Here is a 25,945-nt window from a genome sequence, read left to right as displayed (position 1 = left end):
TTTTGACAGAATAGAGTATTTAAGGACAAGCGCAAAGCGGGAATAATTCCCGGCATGAGCAAATTAACTCCCCATCACCGCCGCGTTTTGCAGGCGATAAGCCGTTGGTCAGGCCGCATGGCCTCTCCCGCGCTACTGAGCGACGCCCATGCGCTACTCTATTCCGTCAGGAGTTTTGTCGCAGCGATGCTCGCGTATTACATTGCCCTGGCGATTGGCCTTGAACGGCCTTCATGGGCCATCATCACCGTCTATATCGTTTCGCAAACGTCGGTGGGCGCGTCTTTGAGCAGGTGCCTGTATCGCCTGGCAGGGACCGTGGCCGGCGCGGGGGCCACGGTGTTGATTGTGCCCATGTTTGTGAATACGCCGATTTTATGTAGCGTGATTCTGGCAGGCTGGATCTCCTTCTGCCTCTGTTTATCCCTGCTTGAACGCACGCCCCGCGCCTATGCCTTTGTACTGGCCGGTTACACCGCAAGTCTGATTGGTTTTCCCGCCGTCTCAGACCCTGGCACGGTGTTTAACATTGCCATCATTCGGGTACAGGAGATAACGATAGGCATCGTCTGCGCCGCGCTGATTCACCGATACATTCTGCCTGTCCGGATATCCGGGCTGTTCAACAGCAAATTAGCGCAGACGCTGCAGGCCGCGCGTCAGCGGATTGCCGACACCCTGGCAGGCAGGTCCGACGCGCAGTCAGAGCCTCTGCATCTGGCGCTGGCGCTACAGTTCCTGCAGGGCATCAGCCACCACATCCCGTATGATTTTGCCCTTTCGGTGCCGGTCCGTCAGGCCAGGAAAGCGCTCCATGACAGGCTGGCGCGGTTAGTTATTGTCAACGGTGAATTACGCGATCGTTTACAGGCGATCGCGAAGATGCCCGCCGATATGCAGAGGCTGCTGGATGACGTTCAGGCCTGGCTGAGCTGTGACGATACCGGGAAACGCAAAAACGCAGCAGCGACGCTACAACAACGCAGCGCGCAGTTAGCACAGCGGCACGCTGCGCAGGCGCTGACGTTCGAGGATGCGCTGCGGGTGAATTTCTTACGCTACGTCGCTGAGTTGCTTACCCTCCTGCAACAGTGTGAGCGCCTTTCGGATGCCATCCATCACGGCAAAACTTCGCCAATGCCGGCGGAAGATCATGCAGTGAAAGGGTATGTTTTCCATCGCGATCCCCGGAGTGCCGCCCGAACGGCGCTGGGCGCTTTTGTCATCATCCTGGGCGGCTGTCTGCTCTGGATTTACTCCGCCTGGCCCGATGGCGGCACGGCGGTGTCGATTCTTGGGGTTTGCTGCACGCTGTTTGGCAGTTTCGATACGCCGGCCCCGCATCTTGTCAAATACATTATCGGCTCCGTCTGGGGCGTGTTGATAAGCCTTATCTATAGCTTCGCTCTGCTTCCCCCGCTCAGCGATTTTCCGGTGCTGGTGGCGGTGCTTGCCCCAGTCTATCTGCTTGCCGGATCGCTGCAGGCGCGACCGCCCACGACCTTTATGGCGATGGGCATCACCCTGACGCTGCCTGTGCTATGCGAGCTGGGGGCACACTACATCGGCGACTTCGCCGCTGCGGCCAACACCGCTATCGCGCTGTTTTTTGCGACCGGCTTTGCGGTTATCGGCATGAGTCTGCTGCAAACCGTACAGGCGGACGCGGCGATAAACCGTCTGCTAAAACTTTGCCAACGCGATATTCGCCGCAGCGTGAACGGTGTGTTTAAAGGTGATGAAACGCACTGGACCAATCTGATGATCGATCGGGCCGCTCTGTTGCTGCCACGCTTGCACGCCTGGTCCATTTTCTGCGTATTGGCCTCTGTGTGATGCGCCTGCGCCGTTGCGATACGCCCGCAGGCAGCGATATCAACGAGTTGCTTTCTCATTTTACCCGCACAACGCACACCGACGCCTTACGCGAGCGTATTGCCGCAATGGCCGTCCTCTGCCTGCCCGCGACAGATGAACAATCATGCCAGTTTGTCGACAGACTGGTGGATCTGCACTGCGCATTACGGACGCAGAACAAGGAGCCCAGCCATGATAAATGACATCAATATCGGGGGTGTTTTTATCCCCGGATTGCTACTGACCGCGTTCCTTGCTGTGGTCTGTACGCTGTTACTCGTGCCGCTTTTTTCTTGCAGCAGGCTTTACCGGCGTTTGCCTTTGCGCCCGTTGCTTGATGTCTCAACCTATATCGTGACCTTTTTCCTGCTTTTGCAGGGCCTGACCACTCTGGGGTTATTCGCATGAAATCTTTACTCTTTTTACTGGGTCGTTACGCGCTGACGTTAATCGCTGTGGCGGTGGCGATTTTCGTGGCGTTTATTTTCTGGAAACAGTATGCGCAGACGCCCTGGACGCGCGATGGAAGGGTCAGGGCCGATGTGGTGCAGATTGCGCCGGATGTTTCCGGGCCGGTGAGCCGCGTGGCGGTCCGCGATAATCAATGGGTTAACCAGGGCGATGTACTTTATGCTATCGACCCGCGCTGGCTGAAGCTGGCGGTGCTCAGCGCGCAGGCCGACGTTGAAGCAAAACGTCATGAGATGCTGATGCGCCAGGATGCGGCCAGGCGACGCGCGCTCATCAAAGGGGCCATTTCCGGCGAGGACATCCAGCAAACGGGCAGCGCAGCGCGCGTTGCGGCGGCCAATTATCAGGGGGCGCTGGCTGCGCTGGAACTGGCGCAGCTTAATTTATCTCATGCTACCGTGCGCGCACCGGTTGCTGGCTACGTCACGCATCTTCGGCTGCGTCCAGGCGACTACGCCACTGCGGGAGAGACCAGGGTCGCCGTTGTCGATGCGCACAGTTTCTGGGTGGTGGGCTATTTTGAGGAGACCAAACTGCGTCATATTCGTATCGGGAACGCCGCACAAATTTCGCTGATGGGGTTTGACCCGCTCATCACGGGGCATGTGGAGAGTATCGGCCGGGGGATCGATGATAGCAATGATCAGACGGGTGGGCTCGGGCTGCCGGATGTCAATCCCACCTTCAGTTGGGTGCGACTTGCGCAGCGAGTCCCTGTCCGTATCCAGTTAGATAAGATACCGCAAGGGATTGAACTGGTGGCGGGATTATCCGCCAGCGTTTCCATTATGCCTTAAACGTTTTAACCGTCCTGCCGACGGACATCGCCGAAGACCGGTTTGTGTGACTCAGGCAGCGATAAATATGGTGTGGCAAGCTGCTCGCAGATTGCCTGAATATGGATGAGCGCCGACCTGATCCCGCGGGAGCAACGCTCAAAAATACGACATGCGCAGAGCAAACGTTACGCCAGAGTGTCTGGGGCGGCCTGGAGAGCGGAACATATCCAACGCCAGGCAAATGTTATCTCCGACGCGCTCGTTACTCAGCCAGATATCCGCCATCAACAGGATAAACACCGCCGGTACAGAACCCTGATTTTTCTGACAATAAAAACAGGATAAAATCAGCCACTTCGGTCATGGTGGCCATTCTTTTCATGGGATGGCTGTTTGCAAACGCACTGATAATATTTTCGGGAAGTTCATTGATTCGCGGCGTACTGACATAACCCGGCGCAACCGCGTTAACCCGCACACCTTGACAGGCAAATTCCAGCGCCGCGCTTCTGGTTAAACCAATTATGCCATGCTTTGCCGTCGTGTAAGGGGCCAGACCGGGGATACCTGCTAACCCATTTACTGCCGACAAATTCACTATTGAACCGCCTCCTGATTTTAATATTTCTGGTATTTCGTATTTCATACAGTAAAAGACGCTACTCAGTGTGTTTGATATGACGTTATTCCAGTTGTCTACTGTCTGCTCTGTTATTGTTTTATTATGTTCACCGGTGGTGCCTGCATTATTTACGGCATAATCAAGTCTGCCGAAATGATCTACGGCATGATTAATCATGCTGCTGACTTGTTCAGGGTCTGCAACATCACATTCTATGCCGATCGCTGTTTTTTCATCGGGTGATAACGATCTGGCTTTTTGTCTGGCCTCATGTAATGACCGGGATACAATGATGACTCTGGCGCCATATCGGTGTAATTGTCCTGCGACCTCTTCGCCAATACCCGTGGTACTTCCCGTGATTAATGCAACTTTGTTATGAAAGTTCATACGCTCTCCTGTCATCATCCTGGTGTCTTTTCTACAGAAGCGTACACGATCGTTGCGACAATTTTTGTCAGTACTCACTGTCCAGGCTGATACCTTCCGCATCTCGCCATCTTTTCAACAAGATGGCTCTGCTCTCCGGGTAAGTGGTGCTCAGTACAGTGATTTTCTTTATTCTGTCGGTTCTGAAATGACGAAAATCGTTTCTCATCTCGCACCATCCTGCAAGTAACCAGCAGGACTCCATATATACCAGCGCGACTGGCCAGATTACACGGGATGATACGGTATTATTTTTATCGGAGTAGGTTATAGTGATTTTTTTTCTTTCATTAATTGCGTGGTGTATATCACCAAAGCCGTAACATTCTCTTTCAGTCGGACCTGTCAGATATGACTGATATTCAATGTGTTCCTGCAATCTATCAGGAATAACTGCGCGTATTTTGGCAATGGCTTTTTTTGCATTTTTTTTAAAGTCCGCGTCCGTGTTGTGACACACCCAGTTAAGACCCAGCGTCAGAGCATTCAGCTCCTGCACGGTGAATACCAGTGGCGGTAAATGATAATCAGAATTAATAATATATCCAATCCCGGCACTCCCCTCAATACATACTCCCTGGTGCTGGAGCGTTTTTATATCCCTGTAAACGGTGCGCACGCTTATCTTTAAGTTTGCGGAAAGCGTCAGTGCAGTGACCGGATAGCGGTGAGCCCGTAATATCTGGAGTAATTCAAGAAGCCTTTGTGTTCGGGTCATATCTGTTGCGCCTCCCTTATCCTGATGACCATGTGTCGGGGTGTCTTACATTCGCGCGCAACCGCGCTTACGCAGTTTCTGGCGTTTAGTTGTTCAGGGCGTGATGCGGTTCACGCCGCCCTGCGCCAGACAGTGTACACGAATATCGGATTCCGCCCGGTCGTTCGCACATTTATCGCATCGCGCCTGAGTCGCCGCAGTCTGGTGATTATCCGTTGGATGCGCTGGCGTGAAAGGTGGGGCGACGACACTCCTCCCGTCGGGCAGCGGGCTATCAGCTTTTCCAGGCGGCGAATAACACGGCGGTGTTATCTGATGTTCCTGATGACAGGCGCGGTGGGTTGGCTGCTTTCAGAATGTGGTATAACCCCGCCTAAGGACGTCTTCACCGTTTTTCTCAGAGATCATAACCACCAGGGTTAAATTTTTAACCCAGCGCGAAATGATATTATCTTTTAAGGCCTAGAACCTGAAAATAGAGAGGGAGAGGCAGTGCGACAAGGAATGAAGGAAAAAATCATCAGGGTCTGCGATTCAAAAATTGCCTCTAGGGGAAGCAATGCAGGACTTTCGTTCTATGCTTTTTTTGCCAATAAAAATGACGATCCTGAATTGCTTATGGAAGTTGCGCATTGGTGGATTATCGAGATGAAACTGGACCACTTTGAAAAGGCGGAAAAGATAAGAGCCCTCGTCCAGGCGATGTAACACACCTGCGATTCAGGTAAGGGGTTTAACCGAGAACAGACTTCACCCTGGCCTGACCGGGAACACCGTTTTCAGTCACCGGCCATGGTGTAAGTTGTAAGTAGCAATTAATTAAACGGTTATGGCAACATTAGCTGATCTTTTATCCCATCGAACAGGGTAATTAAATGATCGGCGACCACTCTGACGCGCCGCGAATTGGCTAAATCTGAATGCATCACCAGCCATAAGGTTTGATCGACGCCGAGATCCGAATTCACACAATGCAGACCGTTTTTCCGCGCCATAAAGTGTGGCAGCACCCCCAACCCCAGGCCTGCTGAAACTGCCGATAACTGCGCTGCCAGCGTGTTCGCTTCCACTCTGCATGGACTGCCGCGAAGCGTCTGCGTGACCCATCGCGCAGCGGGCAGGTGTTGATGCGATTCCGGCCAGCCCACATACTGAGCGTGACCTGACGCTACGCCAGTGGCGCCATTTAAACAGGCATCGGCGGCGTATAAGCCAAATCCCACGATACCGAGACGCTTTAGCGTCAGGTTTCCGCTGTCTGGTTTGACCATCCGTATTGCTAAATCAGCATCCCGCCGATGCAGATTGACGGATTGCACACCGCTTATCACCTCGACCCGCAGGTCGGGATATTTTTCCATCAACGCGTTGAGTGAAGGAAGAATAAAATACGCCGCCAGGTTATCCGATGTAGCCAGTCGGGTAAGCCCGGCAACGTTCCCTTGCAGCCTGGCCATCTCGCCGAACGCGAGTCCGGCATGTTCAAGCGCCTCGGCACGTTCCAGAAGCGCCTCGCCATCATCCGTGAGTCGGTAGCCGCTCTGGTGTCTGCTGAACAGAGGGACGGCCAGCGACTTTTCAAGCCTGTCCAGCCTTCTTGAGAGGGTCGCGATGCCCATATCCAGGGCATTTGCAGCGCCGCTAAGGGTGCCCGCTCGGGCGACAGCCAGAAAAACCCGCGTATCGTCCCAGTTAAAATCTGTTTTCATCTATTTTCCGATTATGGAAAACGGCTCTCCGTTTTCAGGTCTGTTTTATCACTTATCTCGGGATGATACTGCACTCCACATAAGGAGATAAACAGGCAATGAGGAACGACGCGGAAAACCGCTCGCATCTGGTAAACATCCCCCTTTCACATATTATTCCTGGGAAATTCATCCAATGAACGACACCGTTTTACAGGCAAACACGGCGCCCATGCGCGCCTGGCTCGCCGTAACCGCACTGGGGATCAGTGCATTTTCGATTGTGACCAGCGAACTTTCGCCGGTTGGCATGCTCAGCGCGTTGGCGAAAGATTTACATCAGACTGAAGCGGGGGCGGGTCTTGCCGTCACCGCATATGGATGGGTTGCCGCGCTGGCGGCTTTGCTGGCCGGCGCAATCCCCGTCCGGCTTTCCCGCAAGGCGCTGCTGGTGGCGTTGATGCTAATTCTGGCGCTCTCTTGTCTGATGGCGACACAATCGCACACCATGCGGGAATTTATGACGGCGCGAATGACAGGGGCGCTTGCGCACGGCGCTTTCTGGGCATTAATTGGTACCGTGGTGATAAAGCTTGTGCCGGTAGATAAGCTGGGATTAGCCACGTCAGTCATCTTTGCCGGTGTCTCGGCGGCCAGCGTACTGGGTGTGCCGCTATCAAGTTTTATTGCCGGCCTGGCCGGATGGCGACAGGCGTTCACCGCGATCTCCTTGCTGTCATTTGTCACCGCCGTTGCGTTATTCTGGACGCTTCCCGCGTTGGCGGCTCCGCAACCGCTGAGTCTGAGGGTTTACGGGGAGATCTTTAAAAATCCGTTGCTCCTTTCACTCTTTGGCGCAACGGCCTGCATTATTTCAGCACACTTTGCCGCCTTCACTTATCTTGAACCCTTGCTAACCCAGGCCCGTGGTATACCTACATCTGCTATCTCAGCTCTGCTACTGATTTCAGGTCTCTCCGGGCTGCTGGGAAATATCATTGCCGGTAAACTCATTGATCGATATATCAAGATACTGATTATGACATCGCTGTTGCTCAGTGCGGGCGCACTAGGGATGTTGGGTATCAAGGGCTGGCCATCATGTCCAATGTGGTTCACCGGGACGCTGCTCGCCCTATGGGGCGCAGGTATGGCAATTGTGTTCGTTGGCTTACAAACCTGGCTGCTTTGCAGCGCGGGAGAGGCCACTCAGCCCGCATCAGCCGTCTACGTTGCCATTTTCAATGCTGCGATCGGTACGGGGGCGCTTGTCGGAGGTCTGGTGTCGGCGAAGGTCGGTCTTCAGACCATGGTGATACTGGCGGCGGCGGTCATCGCCTGCGGTATGGTACTGGTTTGGATGCTGAAAAGCCCGGAAAGGCAGGCGTAATTCTGCAGCGTCAAGCCTGATTAGCGACCTAATCAGGCGCCAGTGAGAACGGTGTATCCCGGCGGTGTTAATGTCTTTATTCACCCGGACACTGAGCGCAGAAGAGGTGATTTCTCATCGTGCGCAGGTAACAGTCAGGGAGGGGATATTGTCGTGGTACCGATTAACTGGTCAGCAAGTATGTCAATAATCAAATCGAGTGGAAAGATCGTTTCATTTGTATGTCTGAGTTCTTCTAATGTCCACCAGCGGTGAGCATGGATAACTTTTTTTTCGTTGCTGCTCCATCCGGAACAATCGATATCTGATTTTTCTGTGTGAATAATAAAAAAATGCTCTTCTGCGAGAACCGTTTCCCCGCAGGGCAGCATCATTGTGAAGCTTCTGGAAGCGACTTGCGGCCCCGCAGTGCTTCTTGTCAATCCCGTTTCTTCTCTTAATTCACGTAAGGCTGCCTGTTCAAAAGATTCATTGAGTTCAAGTCCTCCACCGGGCGTTGCCCAGTAAGATTTTCCACTCAACGCGTCATCTTTATGGTTGAAGCTAAAGAGCAGCACGCGGTTTTCAGGCGAAAGCACTATCAAACGGGATGATGGCCGAGTACGCACGATATAACCTCCTGAAATAAATAATAAATGCTACCTCTCATATTTTGAGGTAGCCATTATTCTGTCTGAATCCCTAAAATATCGAGAATGAATTTTATCCGGGCCTTCTTATCTCAGGCAAACAGTTATTTTTCGGAACAAGGGGTGCTGTGGATGAGGAAATACGCAATCGATTCGATTAAACCTGGCGCTAAGGGAAGGGTGGGGTCGGTGTAGGAAGCGATATTGGCCTCGCGATCGTCCGAAGTGACCTCTTTCATCACATGGTTCATATTGGGCAGTATCACCAGGGAGGCTCGAGGATTGGCTGTTTTAAGCCTTCTTGCATCCATTTCTTCTACCTGGAGATCGCGTTGCCCTTGCAGAACTAATACGGGTTTGGAAATGGTCGCAATGAGTTGGTCCGGGTTATATGAAAAAGCATCGATCAAAAAACCCTGAATCGCAGGATTAAAGAGATTTTGCAGCGCTGGATGTATATTCGTTGTATCGACTCGCCGCCGATGCTCCAGAGCATCAATTATCGGTAAAGCTTCCTTTAATAAAGGTGCGTTTGCCGGATTAGCCATTAATTGTCCTTTCAACACCTCGCCCATCGGCCTCCCGGGCGTTGCAATAAGAACCACTCCGCACACATCCTCTTCCTGAGCCGAGGCCAGTGCGACAAGACCTCCTTCACTGTGTCCCATTATCCAAATACAGGGAGTTTGCGTCTCACGTCTCAGCACTTTTATCCAGGCCCGAACGTCGTCAACATAGTCAGCAATTGTCACCGCATTGGCATTATCTACCGCCAATGCACTAGCGAACATTCCTCGTTTATCGATACGAAGCGTGGCAAAGCCTTTCGAAGCCAGGCCTTCGGCAAGAAGTCGGTAAGGCGATGCATTGACACCAGGCGGATTGTTTCCATCCCGATCGGTCGGCCCGGAGCCAGGAACGATAAGAGCAACGGCGGTTGGTTTCGAATTTGGGGTCAGTAACGTGCCTTTCAAAGGGCCTTGTGGTCCAGGAGCATCCAGGAATATTTCGGAAAAGGTCAGCGGCATCGACGCCTGACTTACAAATGGACATGCGCTCAAAAGAGCAATGCAGGCTGTAATATTCACCGATTATGTTCCTGTAGAACTAAGCGTACATGACAATTTATATGATAAATATGTTCTGCTCTTTATTAATTAACACATCAGTGATGGTAGTCAAGTTCACCCCCGATAAAGCCTAATCAGGAACAGATAGCGAGATTAACGCCTGGTTTGAGTTTTCCAACGCGGAGTTATTGTTGAAAAGTTGTGTTTATGGATAGCCATTGACGTCGGCCTGCCTCAAGTCAGAGGATGCGAATATCGGTCAGATATGCCGGGAATATCCCCCCGCGCCATAGGCGGCAGGGGGTTAATCATGTCAGGCCGGTCTGGCCGTGAATAACGTAGGCCGTTATTTTGTGGGGGTGATTTTCGTCACTGAGCCTGTTTGAGCTTTATCCCCGGTCGTTCCATACATAGACACCAGATAAACGGCGCCATCAGGGGCGACGGTCAGGTGGTTTGGCGTATCATCCATCGGAATATTAGCAACCAGTTTACCGTCCTTGTCCAGAACAGCAACGGTTCCGCCTGCACGCGTGGCGGCGAAAACCTGCGACGTCACCGGATCCCAGACGACAGATACGCCCCCGGCGCCAATGTAAGTATCGGCGAGAACCTTGCCGTCCGCATCAAGAACCACGACATTGTTCGTCTCCTGGGAAACGACGTAGAGACGACCGGTCTTCAGATCGCGAGCGATGTCGGTTGCGCCTTGCGCCTGAGGTATTTTCACCGTCGTACTCTTACCCGTTTTGAGATCAATCCAGCCCACCCAGGGCGTATCGCGGCTGACGCCATAGAGTTTCTGACCGGCACTGTCGAGGGCAAGATCGGTACTGTAAAACGGGTCGCGGCCGCGGTTGGTCACAAACTCTATCTGACCGATATGCTCCAGCGTTTTTGTATCATATACCTCGATAAAACCGGTTAGCGCTGCGCTGACATAAGCCCGATTGTGGGCTTCATCAATAATCACATCGCGTGGATGTACGACTGACCCCTCCGGGAAGACTTTCACGACGGAAAGGGTCTTTGCGTCATAGACGGTCACCGTCTCGGCAAGCGTGTTCGTCGTCCAGACATGATTATGGACATTATCAACAGCGATGCCGAAGACGCCAATCTGCTCACCCTTTTTGTCTTTAGGCAGCGTAGCCTCCGCTTCGACAGCCAGCGTTCCGGCGTTCAGTCTCATCAGGCGGCTACCATCCTTCGGGCCGCGTGCAGAGGTCACGAACAGCTTCCCGTTGGCCGAAACTGCCGACTGGTAAGCCCGCTCACCGACGGGAACTGTTTGCAGTCTGAAAGCCTCAATGTTTTTCGGCGCAACAATCTGGGACAATTTCAACATGACTTGCGAAACGCTCGCAGGATTTTGAGTGATCGCCGTGAGTGGATGAAGGCCTGTCGCGGCATCGGCCGGAACGGTCAGAGGAATCGTGAGGTTTCCCTTATCATCGGCGGTCAGTGGTTTCGGTGTCAGAACTTCAGCACCATTCAGCATGGTGACGGTCGCGCCCGCTGGCAGGCTCTTAATCGTTATCACCGTTTTATCTCCGGGCTTAACGGGAATGTCCCGTGATCCGGCACGAATACTGCCAGGAAAGGTCGTGGTGGCGGCTGCCCATTGGCTATCGGCGTATGCCGTTGTGGCGGTTGACATCGCAAGAGTGGAGGCCAACAGCACTGAACGGATTGACATTCTTCTCATCTTATCTCCATAAGTTGTATTGATGCTGCATCTCAATGCAGTCACCGGTGATTCCCCACGCGCAGCGTCTTACCTTCCGCCATGAGAAATATCACGTGGCATGCGCGCATTGAATGTATCACATCAATGCAAATAATTATCATTACTATTTTGGATGGTATTGCAGAGGCGGGGGGAGTTTGATGTATAGCGGGTGAACGTACTGGAGATTTTCCGGGAAGGGGGCGGCATTGTGCCAGATATAGTCATTCACACCCTGAGAGTTACACTTTTAAGTGATTCAGGGTATGCGCTTATTGGTTACGAATATTGTGCCAGAATCATGTGATTTGATGATTGCCGCTTTGCTTTTGAGCCAGTAAGTGCTCCACGTTCGCTAACGAATACTCAGGGCATGCAGAAAAACTGCTGACTATATTTCTTTCGAAGAGCGTGGAATGCATACCAATCCCCGATAAAAAGGAGTTGGTGATGACTGCGAAAGATCAGTTTGCTGCCCATGTTGGTCTGGACTGGGCGGATAAAAAACACGATGTCTGCGTTCAGTTTAAAAACGGTGATCGCATATTTCATGTGATTGAACATACGCCTGAGGCACTTGATATCTGGCTCAATGAGTTACACCAGAGGGCGAAAGGCAGGATTGCTATTGCCGTTGAGCTGAAGAAAGGCCCGGTGGTGTATGCACTCCAGAAGTACCCATTTGTCACTGTTTTTCCAGTACACGCGTTGTCACTGGCCCGCTACCGACAGGCTTTCTGGCCCAGCGGTGCGAAGGATGATCCGCAGGATGCTGAGCTGGCATTAGACCTGATGCTACGTTATCCCCACAAGATAAAAGCCATTGAAGCCGACAATCCGGATATCCAATTACTCCAGCAATTAGTTGAGCAGCGCCGACTGCTGGTCGAAGACAAGCGTCGCTTTGTTAATCGGCTCATCAATACGCTTAAGCAGTATTACCCCCAGCTCCTGGAATGGTTCTCCCATCGGGACAGCTCACTGTTCTGCGAGCTAATCATTCGCTAGCCGAGTCTGCAACAACTCAAACGGGCTCGCAGCGATACTGTCCGTCATTTTATGAATGCTAAAGGTGGTCCTGCTGTTGCATATACCGAACAGCGGGTTGCAAGTATTGCCAGCGCTATTCCCCTGACCACAGATAAAACTGTCATCGAGGCAAATGCATTGATGGCAACAGCACTTGCATCCCAAATCAAACTCACAAGCGACCTAATCAGAATCTACGACGAACGTATTGAATCCTTATTCGATACGCTTCCGGATGCAGAACTGTTCAAATCACTCCCTGGAATGGGACCGTGTATGGGCCCACGGATGCTTGCCGCACTGGGTGATAACCGCGACCGCTTCAACAGCGCCGAAGAAATTCAAAACTACGCTGGCATCGCACCAGTAACCGAGCGAAGTGGTCAAAAATCCTGGGTACACTGGCGTTGGCAGTGCGCGAAGTTCGTCCGGCAGACATTCGTGGAATGGACTGCGAAGACGGTTAACTCATCGTACTGGGCCAGACTTTATTACCAGGGCCAGCGAGAAAAAGGGAAATCTCATCAGTCAGCGATCCGGGCTCTGGCGTTTAAATGGATAAGGATCATTTACCGTTGTTGGAAGACCAAAACCCGGTACGACGAAGCGAAATACTTGCTGGCACTGGAAGCGCGAAAGTCGCCCTTACTGAAGCCATAAAAAGCTTGTCGAATGTCTCAGGGCGTGAAGCGGGCATTGCATTGTGATGCGTTTGGCAATTTGGAACAGATAAGAATGTTAAAACAGTCATCATTACTTATAATGATTGCTATTTGCAGTTGTGTAATTCTATAGTTCACCAAAACGGAAACTTTAAATGATCATAAATAACCTTAATGAATTATTGATACCTGACGCTGATAGAAAGAGTCAACCTTTAGATAATTTTAATACTCAATCTGATACAACAAGTGTTTATTTTCGCGATTTGGAGAAGCATTTAGTTAACCATATCAAGTCAGCAGATATTGTGCTTGGTGCTGTTGCATGGTTAACAAGTTACTCAGTACTTGATGCCTTAGCTCAGGACGATAAAGAAGTGGTTTTTGTGATTCAAAAAGAGGACTTCTTAAGGCCTGATATTGGTGCAAAAAATGATTTTAAAGAAACTTTAAGAAAAAAATATAGCAAGCTCAAAAATTCTCTGACGCGCTATGATTTTGAAGGGACGATTCTTCCAAATATGTCTTATGCTGGTGATCCTTCAATTGACCCTGTGACATGTGTCGGAAACATGAATAATGCTAAGGCTGCGGCATTCCCACGAATGCATAATAAATTTATTATTTTTGCCAAAAAGGATATTGATTATGATGTTCCTGAAGATCCTGAAAGTGGTTCAAGGATAAAAATTAGTCCTTATGCTGTTTGGACTGGATCATTCAACATAACTAAAAATGCCGGAATGTCGTTCGAAAATGCACTTTACATAACTGATATGACCATAGTTAATGCTTATTATCAGGAGTTTGCTCAAATAACAGCATTGTCAGAATCACTCAATTGGTTTAAGGATTGGGTAGAGCCGCAATGGCGTATAGGCACTTAGTTCATGACAATTAAACTGATTGTAGGTAACTCTATGAAAAAATCTGCTCGATCGACTCTCATCAGTTAACATTTTGCAAAACACATGTCTGCTCCTCGCTCATAGCGGACCTGAGGACCAGTGGGTAGGTTCGTTTCGTGCCAAAAGCAGACATTGGATAAGTCTTTGTTACTTATAAGAGTACAAGCCAGCTGATATGATAGACTGTTTAATAGCTAGTGTGTTAACAAGTCAAAAATGTAGAATTTAATTCCTATCCACTTCTGAAGACATATGGATGCTGTATGAGTAACCCATTCACCCTTGAAATACTTCAGGCTATCAACGATTGGCAGCGCAGTACGACTAAAAATCGTGGTAAAAACTTAGAGACTCTATGTGTAAATCTTCCGGCTCAATACAAAACTGTTGATTTTGCATGCTACAGGAAAATAAATTTGCAGAAGGATGGTGTATTTAGCATGTTCGCCCACTATCGTCTCCCGGAAAGAATTTCCTCATGGTCTTCTTCAGTCGACGTCGTCAAAAATTTTAAACACGGTGTATCGTTAAATATCGTCGAACAGTCTTTTATCTATCAAACTATTCCAACTCCAAATGAAATCATTCTTAATCTTATAGCAGTCTACAATTCTTCTGATTTTCAAACTGCTCTTAGCCTACATAGAAAGGATATTGATAATATTCATCTAGGTATTGATAAATATGGTAATAAGCAATTTGAAGTGGTCTTAAAAAAGGATTTTGTTACACACAATGACATATACATGCTGGGTGGTCGTTCAAGCGCTTTCTGTGTTTCTCACTCTCCAGTCATCCAAAAGATGTCATTAAGTTACTTGGATTACGATATCAGAAAAAATAAAGTTATTACTTTCAAATGGTTAAGCCATGAAATAACACGACGAATCATTGATAGGATTCTCAGGAAGTACCCTCAACCTTTCAATGCTTATGGGAAGAGCTACGGATATACCATCCCTAAGAAAAGAAAGAAGAAATCTAGAAGGTGACTTATAAGCCTAACTGGGTCGATCTGCTTCCCGTTAATTAACACTCCGCAATGCTAGTAACAACCCTGGTTGGTGATAACAATTACCATAGTCCGCTCCTCGCTCATAGCTGCTGGCCGGATGTTTCGCTCAACTGACTGCTCAGCAGCGGAGCAACCTGCTATGGACAGCATCACCTAAAAGCCCTGCCAGGACGAAAATTAATCTTATCCCTACATTTAGCGGTGGTTATGTGAGGGCGGTTCATCTATTCTGCCTTCATCAGCGAGCAGGCCGGAGTCACTGTTGGTGGATAATCCCATACTTCAGAAAATCATCATTATCCTTATTCTCGTCCTGTGGGTAATCGATGAATTCAGGACAAAGAAAAGACAACGTTCTGCCCCCGCCATTGAAGAGGCTGATGCCAGAGAACGCCATGAATGGCGCTACCTCAGATGGGGGTTCCGGGCATTGCAAGTGGCAGCAACGGTGTATATTTTTGTTCAGCTGATTCAGTTATTACTGAGATAGATGCCACAGGCAGGCATGACCGGACAGAAGCACCTGACTGTCCAGGCTGATAGCCGTTGAGCCTCGGTGATAGCTGTTGTGAATGTCCCCTGTGTCCTGGGTTGCTTAACTCGTTTTTTCCCAGCCATACTCTGAATATGTTTGGCCCTTGCTGATAGCCTTTATCGCCTGTCGGACATAAGGGATGGTATCCTCTGGCAATAATGCGATATCTTCCCAGCTAAGTTGCGCGTGTTTTTCTGGCTCGGCGAGAAATGCGATACCATCCCAATTTCGACAAATAAAATAATGCCCTACCCATGAACGGTTTTCGGTCCAGACATGCATTGTGTGGGCAAGGGTCATTTCAAAGGGGGATGCCTGCATACCTGTTTCTTCTGCCAACTCTCTTGCAGCAGCACAGGAAAGTGTTTCACCATATTCAAGCCCACCGGCAGGCAAGCTATAGCACCCGTCCATCCAACCGGTATTAGCTCGTCGCAGCATGCAGATTTCATTTCCCCTGAGAACTAAAACGAAAACTGCGATAGAAAGGTTATATCTTTCCCTGCTCATGAGTTGGTTCCTGTTAATTAATGTAACTGTATTTATATACAGTAAATCGGCGTTTAAGTGAATCGCCAAATTTCAGGATCTGGCGGGAGGCTGAAAGGCGGCCGCCGGGGCAGGGGTATAAATCGCCCCTCACGGTCTGTTCAGAGGCAGATTGGCGCCAGGCGCGGAGTTGAATTCAGGAAGCAGCGCGTCTGTCGCGATTGCACTCTTTTTAATCAAAAAAGCACCATTTGTGTGCATGATAACCATGCATATCCCCCATCACCAAAAAACCAGCACAGAGTACATCCGGTGCTGCATCATAAAATAAATATTATTTTTCATAGTGATAAAAATTTAACGGCTGATTTCAACGTCATTGGCATGCTTCATGCTTTCATTAAATTCAAGTAACTTTCATGTAGTTCATATATCTTTATTGGAGCATGCCATGAAGCTAAATCGTTTTTCTTTACCCGTGCTTATTTCCACCTGCCTTTTTTGCTCTACGGCTTTCAGCGCCGATCTGCTTGAACGAATTAAAGAAGCAAAAGAGATCACCGTTGCCACTGAAGCGCGATACGCTCCCTTTGAGTACGTTGATAACGGCAAAATTGTCGGTTACGACGTTGACCTGATGAACCACATCTTTGCCAAATCATTACCAGGCGTGAAAGTGAAACAGCTGGATCTGCCTTTCCAGGGCATCCTGCCAGGGCTTGATGCGAAAAAATTTGACTTCGTGGTGACCGCCGTCACCGTCAATAAACAGCGTATTGAACGCTTCAGTTTTACCGCTCCGGTGGCGGAATCTACCGTCGCACTGCTCAAAAGAGCAGAGGACAGCGCGATTAAAACTCCGGATGACCTGAGCGGCAAAGTGGTGGGCTCGCAGGCCGGTTCCGGTCAGTTGCAGGTACTGCAATCCTTCGATCAGGCGCTACGCGCCAGCGGCAAACCGGGCATCAAAGAGATCAAACAGTATGTCGCGTTTGATGAAGCCTATGCCGATCTGGCATCCCGCCGTCTTGATGGCGTCGCCCAGTCGCTCTCTAACCTGGGTCCGCTGATTAAAACCCGCCCGGGCGTTTTTGCCACACTGCCGGAAATGATAGGGCCACAGACCTTCTTTGGCTGGGTCGGGCGTAAAGATGCCGACAGCGCCGCTCTGGTAAAACTGATCGCTGACGGGATCATTGAAGCCAATCGCGACGGCACCATGAAGGCACTGCAGCAGAAATGGTTCGGCTTCACGATGAGCGTTCCGGCAACAGAAATGCCCGCACCGGCGCTGTGAGTGGAAAACGATGACGGATTTCATGACGAGCTTTATCCACTGGCTTCCGATGCTGATGCAGGGAGCACTCACCACCGCAGCGCTCTGCCTGACAGCGATGGTCGCCGGCTTTCTGGTGGGTATTGGCGTATGGCGGATGTCGACCAGTCCGTTACCGATTTACCGCATGACGGCCCATGGATGGGTCAGTCTGTTTCGCGGGACCCCGGTTCTGGCTCAACTGCTGCTCTGCTTTTATTTACCGTCACAATTGGGGATCGACATTCCCGGCTTTGCCGCCGCCACGCTGGCATTAACGCTGAACACGGCGGCCTATCAATCGCAAATTCTGAAAAGTGGTTTCGCCAGCATCACCCCAGGTCAACTGGAAGCCGCCGCGATTTGCGGGCTGAGCCCACGGCAGACTTTATGGCGCATCCAGGTACCGCAGGTTGTCCGTACTACGCTGCCGTCACTGATTTCCGAGCTGATTGATGTGATCAAAGCCTCTGCGGTGGTGTCGGTCATCGCGCTGACGGATCTGATGCGCGTGGGCCAGCAACTGGCGTCATCTACGTACCAGCCGCTGCAGGTCTATCTGGCCGTGGCTCTGGTCTATCTACTGCTGACCAGCCTGCTGGCGCTGTTGGGCCGTCAGGCAGAACGCCACTGGCAGAGGGAACAACGATGACGGAACTCGCGCAATACCTGCCAGCCTACATTCAGGCCCTGGGCGTGACCCTGTGGATAAGCCTCTGCGCCGCATGCGGCGGCATGCTGTTGGGGTTTGCCTTAAACGGACTCTGCGGCAGACATGGTCTGGCGTTTCGTCTGTGGCGCGCCTACGTGTGGGTGATCCGCGGCACGCCATTTCTGGCGCAGCTGGCCGTTATCTACTTTGGCCTGCCGTCCATCGGCATCATGCTGAGCGCCGTTGACGCCACGCTGCTGTCGTTGACGCTGTATAGCGCGGCTTATTTCGGCGAAATTTTTCGCGCCGCGTGGAACACCATTCCGCCGGGACAGCGAGAGGCGGCGCTGGCAAACAACATCTCTACGGTCCACTGTTTCTGGCATATCCAGACGCCGCAGGCCGTTCGTTTTGCGCTACCGCTGTTGGGCAATCAGTTCATTCTGACGATTAAAGAGAGCGCTGTCGCATCGATCATTACCGTACCGGAACTGACCATGACGACGAGTCAGATCGTTGCTAACACCTACAGCTATATCTTGCCTTATACCTTGCTGATCGTCAGCTACTGGCTGCTGGCGCAGGGGGTGAGTATGAGCATAAAAACATTGAGCCACCTACTACGGACCGGAGAATAACGTGGGCAATACATCTGTGCCGGTGCTCGAAATGCGCCATGTAGGCAAGTCATTCGCAAACCATGTGGTACTGAATGACATCAATTTACGCGTCGATCACGGTGAGATAGTCACGCTGATTGGCCCGTCGGGCTCCGGGAAAACCACCGCGCTACGCTGCATGAATTTTCTGGAAGCCTACGACAAAGGGGACGTGCTGATTAAAGGACAACTGCTCGGCTATTCCGGCACGCAGCGTGGCCTCGCGCATGCCGACAGCGCCAGCCTCATAGCCGATGTGCGCAAACCGCTCTCGATGGTGTTCCAGCAGTTCAATCTCTGGCCGCACATGACGGTGCAGGAAAATGTCGCCGCGCCGCTGGTACTGGGGAAAAAAATGTCCCGCCAGGCGGCAAAAACGGCCGCGATGGCTGCCCTCAGCCGTGTCGGGATGGCGCAAAAAGCGAATGACTGGCCGGTGCGACTCTCCGGCGGCCAGCAACAACGAGTGGGTATTGCCCGCGCACTGGCGCTGAATCCGGAGTTATTGCTGCTCGACGAACCCACCTCGGCGCTCGATCCCGAACGTGTTGAAGAGGTGCTGGACGTTATCCGGGATCTGGCCGGGCAGGGGATGACCATGGTGATGGTCACCCATGAGATGGCGTTTGCGGCCCATATCTCGTCACGGCTGGTGTTTATGGCCGACGGCAACATTATTGAAAGCGGCACGCCGCGACAGATTTTTACACAGCCGAAAAGCGAGCGCCTGCGGAGCTTTCTCGCGCCGCTGTTTCGTCGGCCTCTGCAACCCGAAGAACTGGAGAAACTACCATGATGGAAACAGGCTTACGGGTTGCCCGACAGCTGGATGAGGATTGGCTGAACCAACTGTTGGCGCAGCTTGCAGAATATGGAAAGTTAGCGAATGGCGGCGTCGATCGCCAGGCTTTGAGCGCGGCGGAACTCGATGCCCGGTCCTGGCTTATTGATGTCGCCCGAGAGCTCGGGTGTGAAGTCTACCGCGATGCGGCGGCGAATTTATTCTTCCGTCGTCCAGGACGCGTTGCTGCATCGCCCGTGACCACCGGTAGCCACATCGATACGCAACCGTCCGGTGGCAACTACGATGGCTGTTACGGCGTGATGGCCGGACTTGCGTGCCTGAAAGCGCTCAATGAGGCACGGGTTGTCACCGAACGCCCGGTCGAAGTGGTTATCTGGACCAATGAAGAGGGCAGCCGCTTTGCGCCGGGGGCGATGGGCTCCAGCACCTTCGTCGACCCTGCGAGATTGTCTGACCATCTTGGCGCGATGGGCGTAGATGGCGTCTCGTTTCGCGATGCGCTGGCAGACCACCAGGCCCGCTTTGCAGCCATCCCGTTACGCCCGGATCGCGAGATAGCCTGCTTCGTGGAATTGCACATCGAGCAAGGTCCGGTACTGGAAAGTCGCCGCGTGCCGCTGGCCATCGTCAGAGGTATCCAGGGCGTGCGCTGGTACCAGATCACCTGCCATGGGATATCGGCACATGCGGGGACCACGCCGATGGCGCTGCGCCAGGATGCGATGACCCTGGCGCGCGAACAGCTTGCGATCATTGAGCAGGCGATGGGTGACACGGCAGATGAAGAGTTGCGGTTGACGTTTGGCCGTTGGCAGGTCATGCCAAATGCCATCAACACCATCCCGTCGAGCGTGCATTTTACCCTTGATTTCCGCCACCCATCGGCCGAAACGCTGGCCCGGTTCGACGCGGTGATTGCCTCTCTGGCAAGCGAACAAGTCACCATCGAGCTGCTACTGAATAAAGCGCCGGTCACCTTTGACCCGCGCATCAATCATGTCTTGAAAGCGGCCGGAAATGCGCTGGATATCGCCCATATGGAGCTGTTATCTGGCGCGTTTCACGACGCCATGTATCTGGCCGAACACTGTCCGACCAGCATGCTTTTTGTCCCCAGCCATCAAGGCATTAGCCACAATCCGGCTGAATATACCGATCCTCGTTCACTGGCGGCAGGTGCCCGTACGCTGGCCTGTGCACTGACTGAGCTATCCCAATCACTTGAAGGAGTTAAATCATGACCGCAACTGCACACTACCCAACCTGCTGCGATAAAGACAATGGCGATGCCCTGGGCCTCAACCCAACGGCAACCTCACCGATTTCAGCCGATGGTGCACCGACGTTAAACGAACTGTATACCATCCCGCCGCGCTGCGGACGCGCCGTTTTGCTGAAAAAAGGGCAGGTGATTAAGATCATCAATACCCCAGGCAGCCAGGTCTGCGACACGTGGTTTTTCAATACCGGCGATCTCAGCGAGTTTGCGTCCATGGAACATACCCGTGCCTTTATCGACAAAATTATTCCGCAGCCAGGTGATGTGCTGGTGACCAACCAGCGCCGTGCCATCGCCACTCTGCTCACCGATACCTCACCTGGTGTGCATGACACGTTGATCGCCGCCTGCGATCTTTACCGCTATACCAACATGGGGATTACGGAGTATCACGACAGCTGCGCTGACAATATGCGCATGGCGCTGAAGGCGATTGGCCTGCGCGCGCGTGAAGTGCCGCAGCCGCTTAATTTGTGGATGAACACGCCAGTAAATCCTGATTATTCAATTTCCTGGTTGCCAACTGTCAGCAAAGCAGGTGATTATGTAGAGATTCGTGCCGAGCTGGATTGCGTGGTGGTGATGTCCGCTTGCCCGCAGGACATTGTGCCGATTAACGGCTGCTCACCGAAAGAAATTCAGTTCGCCGTGATGGCATGATTTCTCTTACCAGGCCTGCATGATGCAGGCCGTTGGCAGACTTTAATGAAGCAGACAGATGAAAAAAAACGCTGACATCAAATCTACCGGAACCCCGCTGGGAATGAGGTTGCGCCACGCACGTCTGGTGCAGGAGCTGACCCTCAAGCAGCTCGCGCAAAAGGTGGAATGCTCGGAAAGTCTGTTATCCAAACTGGAAAATGACGCTGCCTCGCCGTCGCTGGCGATGTTGCACCGCCTGGCAAAAGCGCTGGAGACCAGTATCGCCGACCTGATGGCCGATGACTGGACGGCCGATCGGCCTGTACTGAAGCCTGAACAGCGAAACCGTAAGCGGTTCCTGCAGCGCAGTAAAAAGGGGGGGATCGAACTGGAGAACCTGACCTGGCACCACAAAGGCGGGTTGCTGCAGGGTAATATTCATATTATCGAACCGGGCGTCGCCAGCGATGGCCTGATTGAGCACCACGGCGAAGAGATGGGCTATGTGCTGGAAGGCGCGCTGGAATTGCGTCTGGGAGACAATATCTGGATCCTTGAGCAGGGGGATTCGTTCTATTTTCCCAGCCAGATCCCGCATGGTTACCGCAATATCGGCCCCGTTGTCGCCAAAGTTTTGTGGGTGAATACTCCAGTTACCTTCTGATTAGCCATCATCGGTCGTTTATCGGCTAATCGCCCCTGTTTAAGCCGGAAACTCCGTCATGAAGGCATCGGCCTGGACCGGTGTTTAAGGCACGTCCCGTGCAAAGAAGCGATCGCGGACGAGCAACAACGCCGTCGCTATCGTGCCGAAGAACAATCCCGTTTTATTGCGCCCGCCATTCACCCCAGCGACATAAATACCGCGATAGCAATCCATAGACTCTCCATCATCTGCGCAATAGAAATCAACAATCCTCTGTCAGAATACTTATTATAAGGAGGAAGAATGAACAAAATAAATTATCATATTAAGTCTATCGAATATTTTTTCAGAAAGTGTAGAGTGTTTTTCATCACCGACCTTTCCTTTCATACCGCCAGACTGAAGAAAATATCAGGGACTTATGCAAATATACGTGAGCCATTAACTCTGAATGAGAAAATCTGTCACCGACTCGTCTATGAACGTGACTTATTTCATACCATGCTTGCAGATAAGCTTGCTGTCCGGGAATATGTCACGACACGGACTACCTTAGTTAAACTTACGCCTTTAATTGGTGTTTATCATCGGGTGGAAGATATCGATATCACCAGACTACCAAAAGAATTTGTTTTAAAATGTAATCATGATAGTGGTAGTACTATTATCTGCAAAGACAAAAATAACTTTAATGCTGCCAGGGCGTTAAATAAACTAAAGTTCGCGCTTAAAAAGAACATGTATTACACGACCAGAGAGTGGCAGTATAAAAATATCCCTCCCGTAATTCTCTGCGAAATGTATGTAGATTTATTTTCCGGGAAAGATAAAGATTACACGCCGGAAATGTTAAGGATCCACTGTTTTCATGGCGTGGCCTGTTTTATTGAGGCGGATTTTACCAGTGACGATGGCAGTGAGTTTATTAATGTCTATGACAGGTCCTGGAATCTGCAGCCATTCCAGATGGAGTATCCAAATACGCCAGTTACAATTCAGGAACCCGAGTCATTCCATAACGCATTAATTGCCGCTCAGGATTTGGCAAAAGACATTGACTATTGTCGTGTCGATCTCATGCTAAAAGGAAAGGACATCTATTTTAGTGAAATAACATTAAGTCCCGAAAGAGGTAAGCTTAAAATCACCCCGGCATCATGGAACGCTAAACTAGGGGCAATGTGGGATTTGCATCTGGCTAAAAGCAGGCTCAATTGAGCCTGTTTTATCAGGACCGTCAATCGGGCCATGATAGCTTAAAAACTGAGTGGTTTTCTTTTGTTAAGCTATGACTTACGTTTCCCCCGTGGGCGAGCATGATAGCTTTCACAACCGATAAGCCTAAGCCGCACCCCTCAGGATGAATGTGTTTGGCATATTCGCCACGATGAAAGGGCTGAAATAAGGTTTTCTGCAACTCGTCAGATATTCCGGGGCCACTATCTTCAACGATAATGAAATTTTCACCATCCTCAATACCATTCTTCACCAGGATCGTTCCTGGCGTCGAATACTTTAATGCATTGTCAAAGATAACCGTCAGGCACTGAATAATACGAAACGCGTCGCAGATACAAGGCTGATGCTTAAGTTCAGTGACTATTTTGAATGGTTTCGCTTCAAAGTCCGGAGAAAATGTATCCAGCGTATTGCTAATGGTTGTCCCGAGATCGACTTCACTGAGCATCAGGGTATATCCTGCGCCTCCAGAGGAACTCACAACACGCAGATCCTCAATTAAGTTGGTCAGCCCTTCGGTTTGTTTAAGTAGATTACGGAAGAGCGCGGGTTCTGGCTTGAATACGCCATCAACTAACCCCTGGAGCCTTCCCCGCAGAATAGTCACGGGAGTGCGCAGTTCGTGAGCGATTGCCGCATTCCATAGATTCCGCTGGGCGTCCAGCGTCTGTAGCTTTTCCGCCATTTCGTTAAAATCATTGACGAGGTTATTCATCTCACCCAATTGCGAAGTGTTTGCGGATGCTCTCGCATCAAGATTTCCCTGCGAAATTTGTTTCAGGCTATAGGCTACGGCATTTAATGGTTTTAATATTCTTGCCGACAGTGTAACGGTAAAAAAGAGTGAAACGACAAGACTGGTTATCGAAGCTATCAGGATCCATACCCAGTCAAGTAAGGTCATCTCATCTTCATTTCCCGCGCTCATCCCTGCAGGCAGGTAGTCAATCAAGAAACTATAGAATAAGTAGGATCCAAGGACAGCGATGACAATAATAATAAATGTTAACGACAGCATATGCGTCAATATCTGCCGGCTGAGAATTGTTTCTTTGTTCATTTATTGTCGCCCAAACGGTAACCCAATCCTCGGATGCTTTCAGGAACGCCTTTAAGTCCGGCATGTTCAAGCTTTTTCCGCAGTTTACTCATGTGACTGTCTACGGTGCGATCCAGCGAATCCCCCTCGGGCAGACAAGCATCGAGTAACTCTTCACGCGAACACACCTTTCGCGGATTTCGCGCCAGGTAGGTCAGAAGCTTAAATTCAGTGGTGGTCAATACCGGGGTGGAAACCTGACCCCGGACAGTGATTTCAACATAAAATTCATCGGGATAAATGGTAAGGCAATATGTTCTTAGTGGCCGTAAATGAGCCGCTTCTGCGCTGGATTTGGTTCTACGCAGTACCGCTTCGACTCTGGCGACAACCTCTGATGGATTAAAGGGTTTGATGACATAATCGTCGGCTCCGAGCCGCAGGCCCATCAGTTTATCTACGTCCTGATCCAGTGCGGTCACCATGATAACGGGTACATTGCTCTCCTTTCTCAACGTGGTCAGAACGTTCCAGCCATCGTACACGGGCAGGTGAATGTCCAGTAATATGAGATCAGGTTTATGCACACGAGTAAGATTGATCGCCTGCTCGCCATCCTCGGCTCTTAAGGTTTGCATTCCTGCCTTATGCAAATAGCCTGTCAGTATGGCGGCTATTTCATCATCGTCTTCGGCGACGATAATCAGATTGTTTTTGTTCATTTTTTCTTCCACAGTACCGATGACAGAATGCATTGTACCTCGAATGATCTTTTGTCGAAATTTTTAAAGATTATTGGCGCAACCAGACGAGGGTTATTTTTAATTTAGCCAGATTTGACAGCTTCATTTTAAAAAAGTTTCATGCACATGATGTAAAATGAAGTGCTGGCGTCGTCCGGTTAATCTCTCCATACTGGCTACATAATCCCGGAATAAAAAATCAACATACTGCAGTGATAATGTCTAATCGAGAAATAACCTTGCCGGTATCAGGAATAATACCAAGAGAAATCTAGTGATGAAATATGTGGGGTTGCAAATCAGGAAGGTGATGACAGGGCTTGTGGTTAATTTTTGTCGTGAGAATTTCATGGCCGCATTTTTATTTTCTTTGATTTCATGGGAGCTGTTATATTCCTGGCTTTATCTGATGCACTCAATTGATGAAACGGTAGCTTCTACTGTACTCTCATCATCATTGATCCATGTTTTGATAATCACCGCCGCATGCTCTTTTATTTTTCAAAAAAGATCGGGAGTGTTAACCGGGTTAGTCGCCATCACCGCTGGGTTTATTTTTATCTTTATAAATAGCATTGTTATATTTAACCTGATTTTTAACATCACGCCAGATATCAATGATTTTATTTTTTATTATGAATGTTTTTTATTGATCTTTTTTTGTGGGATGCCGGTGTATTCATTTATCAGGATGATTTGAGTACACATATCCTCCATAAACGATCCATCAGGGGCTCACATCATTACTTTATACTTAACGTATCCCCTGGCGCTGGCGATTTTACGCCAGACTATATTTGCGGCGGGCCTGGACGATGCTCTGCTGCTCCTTAAAAAAATCGCTTAGCTCAAGGGTATCGGTAAGCGGGTCACAACAGACGATGAGAACCGTGTATCGAATGAGCC

General features: G+C 50.6%; 26 protein-coding genes and 3 pseudogenes. 19 read left to right on the top strand and 10 right to left on the bottom strand.

Translation table 11 applies throughout. The features are described from left to right. Positions 1-54: 54 nt before the first annotated feature. The 3 genes and pseudogenes from Electrica_RS14055 to Electrica_RS14045 all read left to right on the top strand — a co-directional run bounded on the left by Electrica_RS14055 (position 55) and on the right by Electrica_RS14045 (position 3,125). Positions 55-2,060 (top strand): annotated as a pseudogene (locus tag Electrica_RS14055) (FUSC family protein). Continuing rightward, complete coding sequence (locus Electrica_RS14050; protein WP_100686033.1) at positions 2,050-2,265, top strand: DUF1656 domain-containing protein; 216 nt, start codon at positions 2,050-2,052, stop codon at positions 2,263-2,265. Before Electrica_RS14055 ends, Electrica_RS14050 begins: the two are co-directional and overlap by 11 nt. Continuing rightward, positions 2,262-3,125, top strand: coding sequence for an efflux RND transporter periplasmic adaptor subunit (locus Electrica_RS14045; protein WP_141964769.1), 864 nt, complete (start codon positions 2,262-2,264; stop codon positions 3,123-3,125). The genes Electrica_RS14050 and Electrica_RS14045 overlap by 4 nt, the downstream gene beginning before the upstream one ends. A gap of 244 nt (positions 3,126-3,369) precedes the next feature. On the opposite strand, the gene Electrica_RS14040 is transcribed toward Electrica_RS14045, so the two are convergent. Together Electrica_RS14040 and Electrica_RS14035 are read right to left on the bottom strand one after the other, a co-directional pair. Next, positions 3,370-4,119 carry an SDR family NAD(P)-dependent oxidoreductase gene (locus Electrica_RS14040; RefSeq protein ID WP_131050092.1) on the bottom strand — a complete coding sequence of 250 codons (750 nt, stop codon included), beginning with the start codon at positions 4,117-4,119 and terminating at the stop codon, positions 3,370-3,372. 67 nt (positions 4,120-4,186) lie between these two features. Beyond that, entirely contained in the window at positions 4,187-4,876 is a 690-nt protein-coding gene (locus tag Electrica_RS14035) for a helix-turn-helix transcriptional regulator (protein ID WP_141964768.1), read from the bottom strand. 330 nt (positions 4,877-5,206) lie between these two features. Here Electrica_RS14035 and Electrica_RS28900 point away from each other — a divergent pair. After that, positions 5,207-5,299 (top strand): annotated as a pseudogene (locus Electrica_RS28900) (DinB family protein); the annotation flags it as partial. 69 nt (positions 5,300-5,368) lie between these two features. After that, positions 5,369-5,584 (top strand): DUF6500 family protein, encoded by a 216-nt coding sequence (locus Electrica_RS14025; RefSeq protein WP_141964767.1) that lies wholly within the window; start codon positions 5,369-5,371, stop codon positions 5,582-5,584. Positions 5,585-5,703: 119 nt separating this feature from the next. Here the strand turns inward: Electrica_RS14025 and Electrica_RS14020 are convergent, their stop codons facing one another. After that, entirely contained in the window at positions 5,704-6,585 is an 882-nt protein-coding gene (locus tag Electrica_RS14020) for a LysR family transcriptional regulator (protein WP_141964766.1), read from the bottom strand. Between the two features lie 175 nt (positions 6,586-6,760). On the opposite strand from Electrica_RS14020, the gene Electrica_RS14015 reads away from it, so the two are divergent. After that, entirely contained in the window at positions 6,761-7,954 is a 1,194-nt protein-coding gene (locus Electrica_RS14015) for an MFS transporter (protein WP_141964765.1), read from the top strand. A gap of 134 nt (positions 7,955-8,088) precedes the next feature. Here Electrica_RS14015 and Electrica_RS14010 read toward each other — a convergent pair whose 3' ends face one another. The 3 genes from Electrica_RS14010 to Electrica_RS14000 all read right to left on the bottom strand — a co-directional run bounded on the left by Electrica_RS14010 (position 8,089) and on the right by Electrica_RS14000 (position 11,352). Continuing rightward, a complete protein-coding gene (locus Electrica_RS14010; protein ID WP_100686040.1) occupies positions 8,089-8,562 on the bottom strand; it encodes an NUDIX hydrolase in 474 nt (157 codons plus the stop codon). 125 nt (positions 8,563-8,687) lie between these two features. Then, the gene (locus Electrica_RS14005; RefSeq protein WP_141964764.1) at positions 8,688-9,671 is read right to left on the bottom strand and encodes an alpha/beta hydrolase; all 984 of its coding nucleotides are present in this window, start codon (positions 9,669-9,671) and stop codon (positions 8,688-8,690) included. Positions 9,672-9,999: 328 nt separating this feature from the next. After that, positions 10,000-11,352 (bottom strand): YncE family protein, encoded by a 1,353-nt coding sequence (locus Electrica_RS14000; protein WP_228267371.1) that lies wholly within the window; start codon positions 11,350-11,352, stop codon positions 10,000-10,002. Between the two features lie 480 nt (positions 11,353-11,832). Here Electrica_RS14000 and Electrica_RS13995 point away from each other — a divergent pair. The 4 genes and pseudogenes from Electrica_RS13995 to Electrica_RS13980 all read left to right on the top strand — a co-directional run bounded on the left by Electrica_RS13995 (position 11,833) and on the right by Electrica_RS13980 (position 15,486). Further along, positions 11,833-13,071 (top strand): annotated as a pseudogene (locus tag Electrica_RS13995) (IS110 family RNA-guided transposase). 157 nt (positions 13,072-13,228) lie between these two features. Further along, a complete protein-coding gene (locus Electrica_RS13990; RefSeq protein ID WP_141964762.1) occupies positions 13,229-13,960 on the top strand; it encodes a phospholipase D-like domain-containing protein in 732 nt (243 codons plus the stop codon). A 284-nt stretch (positions 13,961-14,244) separates the two neighbouring features. Next, positions 14,245-14,973, top strand: coding sequence for a hypothetical protein (locus tag Electrica_RS13985; protein ID WP_141964761.1), 729 nt, complete (start codon positions 14,245-14,247; stop codon positions 14,971-14,973). Positions 14,974-15,261: 288 nt separating this feature from the next. Beyond that, the gene (locus Electrica_RS13980; RefSeq protein ID WP_100686067.1) at positions 15,262-15,486 is read left to right on the top strand and encodes a hypothetical protein; all 225 of its coding nucleotides are present in this window, start codon (positions 15,262-15,264) and stop codon (positions 15,484-15,486) included. Positions 15,487-15,591: 105 nt separating this feature from the next. Here the strand turns inward: Electrica_RS13980 and Electrica_RS13975 are convergent, their stop codons facing one another. Further along, entirely contained in the window at positions 15,592-16,041 is a 450-nt protein-coding gene (locus Electrica_RS13975) for an NUDIX hydrolase (protein WP_100686044.1), read from the bottom strand. A 430-nt stretch (positions 16,042-16,471) separates the two neighbouring features. On the opposite strand from Electrica_RS13975, the gene Electrica_RS13970 reads away from it, so the two are divergent. Genes Electrica_RS13970 through Electrica_RS13940 form a run of 7 tightly spaced genes read left to right on the top strand, consistent with a single transcriptional unit; the run spans position 16,472 to position 22,036 of the window. Next, positions 16,472-17,317, top strand: a complete 846-nt coding sequence (locus Electrica_RS13970; protein WP_032432500.1) for a transporter substrate-binding domain-containing protein — start codon at positions 16,472-16,474, stop codon at positions 17,315-17,317. Between the two features lie 22 nt (positions 17,318-17,339). Beyond that, complete coding sequence (locus Electrica_RS13965; RefSeq protein ID WP_227699351.1) at positions 17,340-17,987, top strand: amino acid ABC transporter permease; 648 nt, start codon at positions 17,340-17,342, stop codon at positions 17,985-17,987. Beyond that, complete coding sequence (locus tag Electrica_RS13960) at positions 17,984-18,625, top strand: amino acid ABC transporter permease (protein WP_141964759.1); 642 nt, start codon at positions 17,984-17,986, stop codon at positions 18,623-18,625. Before Electrica_RS13965 ends, Electrica_RS13960 begins: the two co-directional genes overlap by 4 nt. Positions 18,626-18,656: 31 nt before the next feature. After that, positions 18,657-19,442, top strand: a complete 786-nt coding sequence (locus tag Electrica_RS13955; protein ID WP_032432532.1) for an amino acid ABC transporter ATP-binding protein — start codon at positions 18,657-18,659, stop codon at positions 19,440-19,442. Continuing rightward, positions 19,439-20,692 (top strand): M20 family metallo-hydrolase, encoded by a 1,254-nt coding sequence (locus tag Electrica_RS13950; protein WP_141964758.1) that lies wholly within the window; start codon positions 19,439-19,441, stop codon positions 20,690-20,692. The genes Electrica_RS13955 and Electrica_RS13950 overlap by 4 nt, the downstream gene beginning before the upstream one ends. Continuing rightward, on the top strand, positions 20,689-21,390 hold the full coding sequence (locus Electrica_RS13945; RefSeq protein WP_131050107.1) for a DUF1989 domain-containing protein: 702 nt from the start codon (positions 20,689-20,691) through the stop codon (positions 21,388-21,390). The genes Electrica_RS13950 and Electrica_RS13945 overlap by 4 nt, the downstream gene beginning before the upstream one ends. Before the next feature lie 58 nt (positions 21,391-21,448). Beyond that, complete coding sequence (locus Electrica_RS13940; RefSeq protein ID WP_131050108.1) at positions 21,449-22,036, top strand: cupin domain-containing protein; 588 nt, start codon at positions 21,449-21,451, stop codon at positions 22,034-22,036. A gap of 84 nt (positions 22,037-22,120) precedes the next feature. On the opposite strand, the gene Electrica_RS29145 is transcribed toward Electrica_RS13940, so the two are convergent. Continuing rightward, on the bottom strand, positions 22,121-22,252 hold the full coding sequence (locus tag Electrica_RS29145) for a hypothetical protein (protein ID WP_266095165.1): 132 nt from the start codon (positions 22,250-22,252) through the stop codon (positions 22,121-22,123). Between the two features lie 69 nt (positions 22,253-22,321). Here Electrica_RS29145 and Electrica_RS13935 point away from each other — a divergent pair, with 69 nt between their 5' ends. Next, complete coding sequence (locus Electrica_RS13935; RefSeq protein WP_141964757.1) at positions 22,322-23,236, top strand: ATP-grasp fold amidoligase family protein; 915 nt, start codon at positions 22,322-22,324, stop codon at positions 23,234-23,236. Between the two features lie 19 nt (positions 23,237-23,255). Here Electrica_RS13935 and Electrica_RS13930 read toward each other — a convergent pair whose 3' ends face one another. Both Electrica_RS13930 and Electrica_RS13925 read right to left on the bottom strand, forming a co-directional pair. Next, complete coding sequence (locus tag Electrica_RS13930; protein WP_131050110.1) at positions 23,256-24,317, bottom strand: ATP-binding protein; 1,062 nt, start codon at positions 24,315-24,317, stop codon at positions 23,256-23,258. Continuing rightward, positions 24,314-25,018, bottom strand: a complete 705-nt coding sequence (locus tag Electrica_RS13925) for a response regulator (RefSeq protein WP_100686053.1) — start codon at positions 25,016-25,018, stop codon at positions 24,314-24,316. Before Electrica_RS13925 ends, Electrica_RS13930 begins: the two co-directional genes overlap by 4 nt. 298 nt (positions 25,019-25,316) lie before the next feature. Between Electrica_RS13925 and crrC the strand changes: the two genes are divergently transcribed. Beyond that, positions 25,317-25,739 carry a colistin resistant protein CrrC gene (gene crrC, locus Electrica_RS13920; RefSeq protein ID WP_228267423.1) on the top strand — a complete coding sequence of 141 codons (423 nt, stop codon included), beginning with the start codon at positions 25,317-25,319 and terminating at the stop codon, positions 25,737-25,739. The last annotated feature ends 206 nt before the right edge of the window (positions 25,740-25,945 follow it).

It is taken from the genome of Klebsiella electrica (genome assembly GCF_006711645.1).
Taxonomy (GTDB): domain Bacteria; phylum Pseudomonadota; class Gammaproteobacteria; order Enterobacterales; family Enterobacteriaceae; genus Klebsiella; species Klebsiella electrica.
The sequence above is the reverse complement of the archived record's forward strand: the minus strand, read 5'-3'. Positions and strand labels throughout refer to the sequence as shown.